This is a genomic window from Streptomyces aurantiacus, assembly GCF_001418335.1.
Classification (GTDB): Bacteria; Actinomycetota; Actinomycetes; order Streptomycetales; family Streptomycetaceae; genus Streptomyces; species Streptomyces aurantiacus.
Map to the genome: position 1 here is coordinate 1 of NZ_LIPP01000298.1, position 11,191 is coordinate 11,191.

At 70.0% G+C, this 11,191-nt stretch carries 12 protein-coding genes; all 12 read left to right on the top strand.

What is annotated here, in order from left to right; genetic code table 11:
- The first annotated feature begins 341 nt into the window (after window positions 1-341).
- Entirely contained in the window at window positions 342-1,223 is an 882-nt protein-coding gene (locus AOK01_RS31900; RefSeq protein ID WP_245702505.1) for a hypothetical protein, read from the top strand.
- Window positions 1,224-1,342: 119 nt separating this feature from the next.
- Complete coding sequence (gene cpaB / locus AOK01_RS31905) at window positions 1,343-2,056, top strand: Flp pilus assembly protein CpaB (protein ID WP_055517780.1); 714 nt, start codon at window positions 1,343-1,345, stop codon at window positions 2,054-2,056.
- A 53-nt stretch (window positions 2,057-2,109) separates the two neighbouring features.
- Entirely contained in the window at window positions 2,110-3,774 is a 1,665-nt protein-coding gene (locus AOK01_RS31910) for a CpaE/TadZ family protein (protein ID WP_055517785.1), read from the top strand.
- Window positions 3,775-3,887: 113 nt separating this feature from the next.
- Window positions 3,888-4,199, top strand: coding sequence for a TadE/TadG family type IV pilus assembly protein (locus AOK01_RS31915; protein ID WP_063792896.1), 312 nt, complete (start codon window positions 3,888-3,890; stop codon window positions 4,197-4,199).
- A gap of 72 nt (window positions 4,200-4,271) precedes the next feature.
- Complete coding sequence (locus AOK01_RS31920; protein WP_055517792.1) at window positions 4,272-5,612, top strand: TadA family conjugal transfer-associated ATPase; 1,341 nt, start codon at window positions 4,272-4,274, stop codon at window positions 5,610-5,612.
- A 106-nt stretch (window positions 5,613-5,718) separates the two neighbouring features.
- Window positions 5,719-6,624, top strand: coding sequence for a type II secretion system F family protein (locus AOK01_RS31925; RefSeq protein WP_055517815.1), 906 nt, complete (start codon window positions 5,719-5,721; stop codon window positions 6,622-6,624).
- Window positions 6,625-6,677: 53 nt separating this feature from the next.
- On the top strand, window positions 6,678-7,568 hold the full coding sequence (locus AOK01_RS31930; protein ID WP_220450584.1) for a DUF5936 domain-containing protein: 891 nt from the start codon (window positions 6,678-6,680) through the stop codon (window positions 7,566-7,568).
- Window positions 7,569-7,641: 73 nt separating this feature from the next.
- On the top strand, window positions 7,642-9,078 hold the full coding sequence (locus AOK01_RS31935) for a sensor histidine kinase (protein WP_055517797.1): 1,437 nt from the start codon (window positions 7,642-7,644) through the stop codon (window positions 9,076-9,078).
- Complete coding sequence (locus tag AOK01_RS31940) at window positions 9,071-9,823, top strand: response regulator transcription factor (RefSeq protein ID WP_055517802.1); 753 nt, start codon at window positions 9,071-9,073, stop codon at window positions 9,821-9,823. The genes AOK01_RS31935 and AOK01_RS31940 overlap by 8 nt, the downstream gene beginning before the upstream one ends.
- 105 nt (window positions 9,824-9,928) lie before the next feature.
- Entirely contained in the window at window positions 9,929-10,168 is a 240-nt protein-coding gene (locus tag AOK01_RS31945; protein WP_055517806.1) for a hypothetical protein, read from the top strand.
- Window positions 10,169-10,221: 53 nt separating this feature from the next.
- A complete protein-coding gene (locus AOK01_RS31950) occupies window positions 10,222-10,776 on the top strand; it encodes a pilus assembly protein TadG-related protein (RefSeq protein WP_245702506.1) in 555 nt (184 codons plus the stop codon).
- A gap of 15 nt (window positions 10,777-10,791) precedes the next feature.
- On the top strand, window positions 10,792-11,191 hold a 400-nt coding region (locus AOK01_RS31955), incomplete at its 3' end, for a hypothetical protein (protein ID WP_055517809.1).

An 11,191-nucleotide genomic window follows, 5' to 3' on the forward strand; every position in this document is an offset into this window, starting at 1 on the left:
GGAGTTGGGGGGTGAAGAGGGGGCGAGCGCGACGGTCACCGTCCACTGTCAAAGTTGGTCCAGACCAATCCGGTTGTCAAGACCCATGACGGGTCCAACACCCGTGCCCCGCCCAGGGGTTTGAGGCATATGCGGATCACTCTTCGTGGATCATGCGCGCACGTACTGTGAGTTGATCTCAAGGATCCGGTGTTGAGCGGCGCATGCCGTGGATAAGGTGCAGTTGCGGAAGGACTCCAATGTGGCAATCTGTGTCCGTCCGTGTGCAATTCATGGCGACTCAGGGGCGATCTGGGGCGGCGGCCGACCACCGCGTCCCAGTGAACGGGGTGGTGTGCAGCGTGCCGACCGCGATAGCCGTCACCAGTGCCGACCTGGTGCTCCCGCCGCACGACCGGCAGACCCCGCCCGCCGCCGTCCAGCCCCTCGAAGACCTCGAAAGCTCCATCACGGGCATGCACGCGCTCATCGAGCAGCACGGTTATGTGATCGCGCTGTACCCGGCCTCCACGCCGGGGAACGTCACGCGGCGGCTGCACGCGGTGCGGTCCGTCCTGGAGAGCGACCGCATCGCGTTACTCGGGCTCGACCTGCCGCCGCTCGGAATCGCCCTGCTCGCCCAGCAGTTGCGCCAGCTCTCCGTCTGCGACTTCAGCCCCGGAGTGCTCGCCTCCTCCGCGCGGCTGCTGGCCCACTACATCTACTCGGGCGCCCTGCTGAACTCGGTCGCCAAGCTCGACCGCATCCCGGTGTCGCTCACCTCGCACGCCAAGTCATGGGTGCCGGGCGCCCAATTCGCCGTACTCGCCACTCCGCGCCCCCAGCTGGTGCGCGTCGGCCAGGAAACCCTGGCCGGGCCCGAGTTCGGGACGCGGATGCTCGTCGCGTCCGGGCAGCTGCCCGCCGACTGGCTCACCGGGACGCTCGCGCCGGCCTGGCGCGTACAGGGTGTCGCGACCGTGCCTCTGCCGGCCGAGTCGAGCCGCTGGTGGGGCACGGGCAAGGTCGCCGAGTTCGCCGCGGGCCTCTACGACGTGTCCGTGCTGTACCAACTGGTTTCGTCCGTACGGCGCGAGGAGTGCCACTGGTGCGGGCTCGAACTCATCGGTGACCGCTGCGGTTTCTGTGCGGCACCGTTGTCGCCGCCCTCGTCGCGGGAGCTTCCGAAGGCCGTCGCGCGGGCAGCCTCTTCGGTACGCGCCCTGCCCCGAGGGGCTACGTGAGTCACGCACGACAGGCAAGCCATGCACGTACACGTGAATAACGGTGCACAACAGGCAGAACAAACACAGCAAGCACACCCCGTTGTCCTCCCGCTTCCCCGATCGAGGTTGTCCGCGTCATGAACTCACGCCAGCGCCGCGGCGTCATCCTGCTGGTCCTCTCGGTCCTGTGCGCCGTGGGCGCCTTCGCCGGGGTGCTCTCGGTGATCCGCGACGTGAACTCGAAGGTCGGCCCCGAGGTCGCGGCGTACCGCCTCAAGAACGACATCGCGCCCTACAAGGAGCTGTCGGCCGACCAGTTCGAGAAGATCTCGATGCCCGAGCGATGGCTCTCGTCCACCGCGGTCACCCGCCTCTCCGAGGTCCGCGGCAAGATCGCCGTCACTCAGTTGCGGAAGGGCTCGCTGCTCCAGGAGGACATGATCGTCGACCGGCCCGCGCTCCAGGCGGGCCAGCAGGAGATCGCGATCCTGATCGACGCGGCGACCGGTGTGGCGGGCAAGATCAACCCGGGCTCGCGGGTCAACATCTACGCCACGTTCAAGGACGAGAGCGACAACGGCAAGGACCAGTCGAAGGTCATCGTGGAGAACGCCCGCGTCATCGACGTCGGCAAGCTGACCGCGCTCGACCCCGACCAGTCCGGCAACGACCGCCGCCGCACCGCGAACGAGGCCGTCCCCATCACGTTCGCCCTGGACACCGCCGACGCCCAACGCGTCGCGTACGCCGAGTCGTTCGCGGAACACGTCCGCCTCGCCCTGGTCGCGGCCGGCGCCGACGCGACCGTGGCCCCCGGCGACCGCACGTACACCCTCGACGAGGACAAGTAGGAGGCCGTGATGCGCTCAGCCCCCACGCAGTCGTCCCACGCGAGGCCATGCCGATGACCATCCGCATCCTGCCCGCCGTCGGCGACATCGACTCGGCCCGCGCGCTCAGCACGCTCCTGAGCGGGCTCGCCGACGCCGAACCCGCTCCGCCGGTCGCCGACACCACGGCCCTCCTCGACACCCTGGCCCGGCTGGCCGCCGAGTCCCTGGACGAGCTGCCCGAAGTCGTCCTGGTCCACGAGCGGATCGGCCCGGTCCCCGCGCTCGACGTCATCCGCGACCTGGTGCTGCGCTTCCCGGCCGTCGGCGTCGTCCTCATCACCGCCGACGCCAGCACGGGCGTACTGACCGCCGCCATGGACTCCGGCGCGCGCGGCATCGTCGGCCTTCCGCTGAGCTTCGACGCCCTCGTCGAACGCGTCGGGGCCGCCGCGGCCTGGTCCACCGGCATGCGCCGCCACCTGGGCAGCGGCGCCCCCGAGCTGTACGCGGGACCGGGCGGCACGGTCGTCACCGTGACCGGCGCGAAGGGCGGCGTCGGCGCGACCGTCACGGCGGTCCAGCTCGCCCTGGCCGCGCAGGCCTCGGGCCGTTCCGTGGCCCTGCTCGACCTGGACCTCCAGTCGGGCGACGTGGCCTCCTACCTGGACGTACAGTTCCGCCGCTCCATCGCCGACCTCGCCGCGATCAGCGACATCAATCAGCGCGTCCTCCAGGACGCCGTCTACACCCACGACACCGGGCTCGGCCTGCTCCTCGCCCCCGCCGAGGGCGAGCGCGGCGAGGAGATCACCGACCGGGTGGCCCGGCAGGTCCTGGGCGCCCTGCGCTCCCGCTACGAGCTCGTGGTCGTCGACTGCGGCGCCCAGCTGAACGCCGCGAACGCCGCCGCCGTCGAACTCGCCGACCAGGCGCTGCTCCTGGTCACCCCCGACGTCGTAGCCGTGCGCGCCGCCAAACGCATGGTCCGCATGTGGGACCGCCTCCAGATCCGCAAGGCCGAGGAGACCCGCACGGTCGTCAACCGCTTCTCCCGCGGTACGGAGATACAGCCCTCCCTGGTCGAACGCGTCACCGGCACCAAGGTCGTCCGCACCACGGTCCCCGCCGCCTTCAAGGAACTCCAGTCCGTCGTGGACGCGGGCCGCATGCAGGACCTGGACGCCCGCTCGACGGTCAAACAGGCGCTGTGGACCCTCGCCGGCGAACTGGGCCTGGTGGCCGAGCAGCCCGCGGGCGGAGGCGGCCGTCGCCGCAAGACCTCCTCGGACAAGGGCTCCCTCGCCTTCCGCCGCAAGGGAGGCGACCGGGGTGGTGCCGGCGGTGGCGCCCGGGGAGGCGGCCTGGGGGGCGACCGAGGCGCGGTCACCCTCGAATTCGCCGGGATGTTCCCGATCCTGCTGGTCGTCATGACGATCCTGTGGCAGTGCGTGCTGTACGGCTACACGTACTCCCTGGCGGGAAACGCGGCGGACGAGGCGGCGCGGGCCGCGACAGCCGCGAACGCGGTCACCCCAGGGGCGTACGGCGGTGCCTGTGAGGCCGCGGGCAGCGAACATCTGCCGGGTGCCTGGGACGGCGCTGCGATCAGCTGCAACGTCGAGGGGCCGGTCATGAAAGCCACGGTCACCGCTCAGGTACCACTGTTCTTCCCGGGCTTCGACGTGAACTGGACGGTCGGGGGCGAGGCGGGAGCCGCACTGGAAGGGGACGACTGATGAAGCGACCCCTGGAACGCCTCCTGAAGCGCCTCCCACGCCTCCCACGCCTCCCACGCCTCCCACGCCTCCCACGCCTTGCACGGCGTCTGCGCGACGACCGGGGCGTCTCCATGCTGGAGTTCGCCGGTTTCCTGCCCATCCTTCTGCTCATCGGGATGGCCGCCATTCAGCTCGGCCTGATCGGCTACGGCATCAACCAGGCAGGTTCGGCGGCGAGGGCCGCGGCGCGCGCCGCCTCGCAGGGCGACGACGGAACCGCGGCGGGACAGGCGGCGGTGAGCGGATGGCTCGACCCGAACGTTTCGGCTCCGGAGGGCGCCGACCTGACCACCGCGACGGTTACGGTCCAGGTCCCCGCCGTCATCCCCCTCCTGCCGTCCGTGACCGTGGAACGCCACGCCACGATGCCCACCGACGACTGACCGACACGAACGACACGCCTGACCGACGACCGACGCGACGACCGACCTGACCCGACCGAGAGGAGACGCCCCATGAGCCTGCGAGCCCGTATCGCCACCCCCGACGAGGGCGGAGCCGGCCGCGAGGACGGACACCTCGTCGCCGTCTACCGCGCCAAGCTGCTGGAGGAGATCGACCTCGCGGAGATGTCGAGCCTCGCGGCGGACGAGCGACGCATACGCCTGGAGCGCGTACTCGGACACATCATCAGCCGCGAGGGCCCGGTCCTCTCGTCCACCGAGCGCGCCCAGCTGATCCGCCGGGTCGTCGACGAGGCACTCGGCCTCGGCGTCCTGGAGCCACTCCTCGCCGACGCGTCGATCACCGAGATCATGGTCAACGGCCCGGACTCCATCTTCGTGGAGCGCGCCGGACGAGTGGAGCAGCTCCCGCTGCGCTTCGCGTCGAACGATCAGCTGATGCAGACCATCGAACGCATCGTCTCCACCGTCAACCGCCGCGTGGACGAGTCGAACCCGATGGTCGACGCCCGCCTCCCCACCGGAGAGCGCGTCAACGTCATCATCCCGCCCCTCGCCCTCACCGGCCCGACCCTGACGATCCGCCGCTTCCCGCGCGCGTACACCCTCCCGGAGCTGATCGGCCTCGGCTCGCTCGACGAGCAGATGCTGCTGCTGCTCGCCGCGTTCGTCCGCGCCCGCTTCAACGTCATCGTCAGCGGCGGTACGGGCTCCGGGAAGACCACGCTCCTCAACGCGCTTTCCGGCCTCGTCCCGTCCCACGAGCGCATCATCACCATCGAGGACTCCGCGGAACTCCAGCTCCAGCAGGAGCACGTGATCCGCCTGGAGTCCCGCCCTCCGAACGTGGAGGGCAAGGGCCAGATCACCATCCGCGACCTGGTCCGCAACTCCCTGCGCATGCGCCCGGACCGCATCATCGTCGGTGAGGTCCGCGGCGGCGAGACCCTGGACATGCTCCAGGCCATGTCGACGGGCCACGACGGTTCGCTCGCGACCGTCCACTCGAACTCCGCCGAGGACGCCCTGATGCGGCTCCAGACCCTCGGCTCGATGTCCGAGGTGCAGATCCCCTTCGAGGCCCTCAAGGACCAGATCAACTCCGCGGTCGACGTGGTCGTCCAGCTGACCCGGCACGCCGACGGCTCCCGCAAGGTCACCGAGATCGCCCTGCTGGTCTCGCACGGCCGAGAGCAGTTCCGTATCGTGCCCGTCACCCGTTTCGTCCCCCGGCCCACCGGCCCCGACCGGGTCGTCCACGGCCACTTCGAACACCTCCCGCTGCCCCGCTCGGTCGCGGAGAAGCTGTACGTCGCCAACGAGCCACTGCCGCCCGCCTTCGGGGTGGCGGAGGCGATCGACGTCCTCAACACCCGGCAGGCCATCGGATGACACCCACCGGAACCCCTGCGGCCCCCGCAGCCGTCGTACCCCCCGAGATCGTGAGAGAGAGGAGCGAGCCGTGAACAACGCGGTCCCCCTCGCCCTCGGCGCCACCATGCTGTGCGGCACGCTCGCCGTCGCCGGGGTGCACACGTACGCGTCCGGCCGCGCCCAGCGCCAGGCCCTCGTCGACCGCCTCTCCGGCGGCGGCCCCCTGCGCACCACCGCGGGCCGCGCCCGCCGTTTCGCCGCCGTCGACCGCAGGCTGCGCCGCACCCGCCTGGGCCGCACCATCCAGCTGCGCCTGTCGGCCACGGGACTCGATGTGACGGCGGGCGAGTACTTCACGTACGTCGCCGCCGTGGTCGTCGCGCTCTGGCTGATCGCGGCCGCCGCCCTGGCCCCGTTCTTCGGCCCCATCGCGGGCCTGGTCGGCGTCTGGAGCGCGGCGATCTTCCTCAACTGGCAACGCCAGAAACGTATCGAGGCCTTCATCAACCAGCTGCCCGACGTGGCCCGCCTGCTGGCCAACGCGGCGGCGGCCGGCCTCGCACTGCGCACCGCCCTGGCGATGGCGGCGGAGGAGCTGGAGGCGCCGGCCGGCGAGGAACTCGCGCACGTGGCCGACCAGCTGGCCCTGGGCCGTACCGTCGACGACGCCCTCGGTGAGCTGGCCGAACGGCTCCCGTCCCGCGAACTCGTCGTGCTCGTCACCACCCTGGTCCTGTCCAACAAGGCGGGCGGCACGGTCGTCAACTCCCTGCGGAACCTCACCCAGACCCTGGAGGACCGCAAGGAGACCCGCCGCGAGGTGCGCACGATGCTCTCCGAGGTCAACGCGACCGCCTTCACGGTCCCTCTCCTCGGTCTGGGCTCGCTCCTGCTCATCAACTCGTCGAACGAGGGCGCCCTGGCCAAGGTGACCGGTTCCCCGCTGGGCCAGACCCTGGTGCTGATCTCCATGGGTCTCTACACGATCGGGTTCTTCGCCATCCGCCGCCTCGGCAAGATCGAAGTGTGAGGGGTGGAGGACATGAGGGAGGTCATGCGGGGGGACATGAGGAGGGGATCACGGTGCTAGCTCTGCTGCTCGCCGCGCTGATGGGCCTCGCCGTCGGAGGCATCCTCCTCGGTGTCCGCATGTACCGTGCGGAGGCCAAGCTCCCCGGTGACCTGGCCCTCGCGCTGGAGGTCGGCGGGACCCGCGTCTCGAAGGCCGACTCGGCCGTAGACCGCCTCGGCATGCGCTTCGCCCCGCTCGTACTGCGCCTGATGGGCCCCCGCCGCATGGACGCCAAGCGCCGCCGTATCGACATGGCGGGCAACCCCGGCGGCCTGACCCTGAACCGCTACGCGGCCCGCCGGGCGGTGTACACGGTCTTCGGCGGCCTGCTCTTCCTGATCTTCCTCACGAACGGGCAGCTCCTCTTCGCCCTGATGGCGCTCGCCTTCGGCCTGCTGGCCGCCGACGCCCTCATCTGGCAGGCGATCCGCGACCGCAAGGAGGTCATCGACCGCACCCTCCCCGACTTCCTTGACGTCCTGGCGGTCGTGGTGTCGGCGGGCCTCGGCTTCCGCCAGTCGCTGGAGCGCGTGGCCGATCACTACGAGGGCCCGTGGGCGGACGAGCTGCGCATCACTCTCCGCCAGATGGACATGGGGGTGAGCCGCCGCCAGGCCTTCGACGAGCTGCGCAGGCGCAACTCGTCCGAGCAGGTGGCCCAGTTCGTCTCGGCGCTGCAGCAGGGCGAGGAACTGGGCTCGCCGATCGCCGACACCCTCATCCAGCTCGCCACGGACATGCGCCGCACCGACGCCCAGAACTCCCGCCGCCGCGCAGCGAAGACGATCCCCAAGGCGACGATGGTCACGCTGGTCTTCATGCTCCCGGCCACGATGATCCTCATCGCCACGGGCATGTTCCTGGGCTCGGGCACGAACTTCGGCTCGATCCTGGGACGTTGAGATGGCGGTGGACTGGGAACGAGTGCGCGGGCAGGTGTCCCGTCAGGGGCGCCGCCGTCAGGGGCGCGGGGCTGTGACAGGTGCGGCTCCGCCGCGTGGGCGCACCCAGCCACAACCGGCCCGCAGCCAACGAACAACCCTTCCCTCAGGCGGCTCCGCCAAGTGGGCCACAGGCTACTTCGCAGACGACGCGGCAGCACCCAGCAGCCTCCGCCTCCAGCTCAACGCCCTCCAGGCCCTCTGCCGCCAGGCATTCGCGGTCAGACTCACCCTGATCGCGATCGGCGCCCCCTTCGCGACGGCCAACGCGACCGACGGCCTGCCGCGCTACGGAGTCCTCACCGCCGCGGTCCTGGGCGTGATGGGCTCGTACGCGATGCTCAGGGACTGGGACAGGTGCGCGCCCCGCCTCCTCGCGCATCCCACGCTGATGGCGGTGGACCTGGTCTTCGGCGCGATACTCCTGCTGACGGCGTCCCCCGCCTCCCCCCTCGCGTACGCGGCGGTCTGCACCCCCCTCCTTGCCGGCCTGCTGTACGGCTGGCGCGGCTCCGGAGTCTTCACGGGCCTCCAACTGGTGGTGCTGCTCACGGTGTTCAGGGCGTGGGAGCAACACCCCGGCACCGGCGTGAGCACCCTCCTGATCGCGGGCTTCTGCGTCGCGGCGGGCATCATCGGCGTCACCCTGCGCAATCTGATGTTCCACTTCGGCACGGCCAGCCAGGCCCTCGCGGAGGCGAACTCCCGCCTGGCCGTCGCGGAGGCCGTCGAGTCCGAACGGGCCCGTCTGGCCCGGGAGATGCACGACTCGGTGGCGAAGACCCTGCACGGCCTCGCGCTGTCCGCCGAGGCCCTGGCGGTCGCCGCCGACCACGACACCGACCCCCGCGCCCTCAAGTCCCAGGCGAGCGCGGTGGCGGGTGCGGCACGCCGGGCGGCGGCGGAGTCCCGGGAACTGCTGACGGACCTAAGGGCCCACACGGCCCTGTCGAACCCGCAGATGAACCTGGTGACGGAACTGGCCGCCAGGGTGGCCGACTTCGCGTCCCGTACAGGCATGACGGCGACCTTCGCCCACGAGGGCGCCGCAGCGATGCTCGTCCTCCCGCCCGGGTCGCCCCGCCAACTCCTTGCGATCGTGGCGGAGGCCTTGGAGAACGCCCACCGCCACGCACGCGCGACCCGCGTGGACGTGACTCTCGACGCCTCGGACTCCCGCCTGCGCCTGACCGTGCGGGACGACGGCACAGGTACACCGGTCTCTCTGAACGACTTGAACGACTTGAACGACTTGGACGCCTTCGAGGACGTACAAGCCCTGACGAAAACCGGCCACTTCGGCCTGCTGGGAATGCTGGAACGCGCGGCGTCGGTGGGCGCGGTCCTCCAACTGCACGGAGCCGAGGGCGAGGGCACGAAGGTCACCGTGACGCTCCCTCTCCCCTCTCTCCCCTCTCCCATGTCCGCACGCCCTTCCCACACCTCCCAAGAGGAGGCCGCACATGTCTGACCAGGCTCTTCCCGGCTCGCCCCTGCGGGTGCTCGTGGCCGACGACAACCCGGTCGTCCGGGCCGGCCTCGCGGCCCTGCTGAACGCCCACCCCGACATCCGGGTCACGGCCCAGGCATCCAACGGCGCGGAAGCGATTGCGATCGCGACCTGTCACCGCCCCGACGTGATCCTGCTCGACGTACGCATGCCGGGCACGGACGGCCTGACCGCGCTGCCCACGCTGGCCCGGCTGGCTCCCGTGATGATGCTGACGTACAGCGGCGAACCCGAGGTGGTGGCCAAGGCGTTGCGCCGTGGCGCTGTCGGCTATCTGGTCCACGGCGAGTTCACCGCGGACGAACTGATCAGAGCCGTGCGGGACTTGCGTGACGGGACGGCCACCTTCACGTCCTCGGCGGTCGATGTGTCGGATCCGCTCGGTGTTTCGTACGAACCGAACCAAAACTCTTCGCATCTGCAATCGTTTGTGTCACAGTCGTCAAAGGCTCGACCCACCTACGCGGCAAGACTCCACGGCCGTGGCCACAACCGACTGGAATTCGGACTGAGCGCACGGGAGGTGGAGGTCATGGATCTCATCGCGGCAGGCATGAGCAACCAGCAGATCGCCGCCACGTGCTTCATCAGCGAGAAGACGGTGAAGAATCACATCAACCGCATCTTCGCGAAGCTGCACAGTTCTTCACGCAGCGAAGCGATCGCCCACTGGCTGGGCACGGCCCACGGGGGGTGGAACCGGTGACTCCGACGACGGGAAGTTGGGCCCCCGGACCCACCCGCAGTAGGCGGGTTCTCACGTACGGTGCGCGGGACGGTAGTGATTTTGGGTGGGAGGGAAGGGATCGCTGTGACCAGAAACCTGGAGCCGGAGACGTCCGCCGGGAAGAAGCGGGCGGTTCGCGGATGGGTCCGGAACGTGGCCTCCCGGATGCGCGGACGAGACCGGGACGCGGGAGCGGGCTTCGTGGAGTACGCAGGGCTGATGATCCTGATCGCCGGGATCTTCACGCTGATCGACGGTCTCGGTCTCGACGGCCTGATCTCCGGCGCGATCCTGGACGCGGTCAACCAGGTCATCGGCGGCTGACCCGCACACGCCTGCGTGGCGACCGGGGGTCGACTCTCCCGATCTACATCTGGCTGACGGGGATTCTGCTCTTCGCCGCGTTCGCGTTCTTCGCGTTCGCCCAAGCGGCGTCCGCCCGTAACGGAGCCCAATCCGCAGCGGATGCCGCCGCGTTGGCGGCCGCACAGGACGCCAGGGACGAGCTGATGGAGGGCCTGGAAGGCGCCATAGGCGTGGACGACGACTGGCTGGACTGGCTTGACGGTGACGGTGACGGATTCGAGGATGCGGGAGCTGCTGCGGCGGCGGGCGAGTTGGCCGCCCAGAACGACTCGACCGTGACAGGGTTCGCGCCCTACGCCGTAGCTGGGTACCCCGGCTACCAGGTGGAGATCGAGACCAACTACACGGTCGGAGACTCGATCATTCCGGGCACGGAGGGCATGCACGCGACCGCCGACGCGGTGGCCGTCATCAAGCCCCGCTGCGACTTCGATCTGCCCGATGATCCGGAGGATGCCGTTGAACTGGACTGTGACGGCGAACCCGTGGACATCGACCCCGAAGATTTCGATGTGGACGACCTTCCCGACGCGTCCGTGCTGTTCTCTGTGCATCTGGCCGAGTGAAAGGAAGCCGTACCGATGAACATTCGGCACACCACGAAGGGCCGCACGGTCCTGACCGCCGTGGCGATCACGACTGGACTGGTCCTCACGGTGGCCGGCTGCGGCGGCGGCGGTGACGACAAGGATTCGGGCAAGAAGACGTCGTCCTCCTCACCGGCGAAGAGCGACGGGGGCGACGACAAGCAGGGATCCCAGTCGCCCTCCGCCCAGCAGGTCCTGGCCGAGGTGAAGAGCGACGGCCTGACGCTGGCCATCACTTCGGCCAACAGGGACGAGGGTGGCTTCGTCACCGTGGAGGGGACGGTCACCAACGGCAGCGGAAAGGCGTGGGTGGCCGCGGACTGGCGTGGTGACGAGAGGGAGCTGGCAGGGAACGGCGGATCCCTCGCGGGCGCCGGCCTGGTCGACCAGGCCG

Bases quoted from the DNA above. Each gene is read 5' to 3' on its own strand.
- cpaB (WP_055517780.1), top strand. From the start codon at position 1,343: ATGAACTCACGCCAGCGCCGCGGCGTCATCCTGCTGGTCCTCTCGGTC.
- AOK01_RS31910 (WP_055517785.1), top strand. From the start codon at position 2,110: ATGACCATCCGCATCCTGCCCGCCGTCGGCGACATCGACTCGGCCCGC.
- AOK01_RS31915 (WP_063792896.1), top strand. From the start codon at position 3,888: ATGCTGGAGTTCGCCGGTTTCCTGCCCATCCTTCTGCTCATCGGGATG.
- AOK01_RS31920 (WP_055517792.1), top strand. From the start codon at position 4,272: ATGAGCCTGCGAGCCCGTATCGCCACCCCCGACGAGGGCGGAGCCGGC.
- AOK01_RS31925 (WP_055517815.1), top strand. From the start codon at position 5,719: ATGCTGTGCGGCACGCTCGCCGTCGCCGGGGTGCACACGTACGCGTCC.
- AOK01_RS31940 (WP_055517802.1), top strand. From the start codon at position 9,071: ATGTCTGACCAGGCTCTTCCCGGCTCGCCCCTGCGGGTGCTCGTGGCC.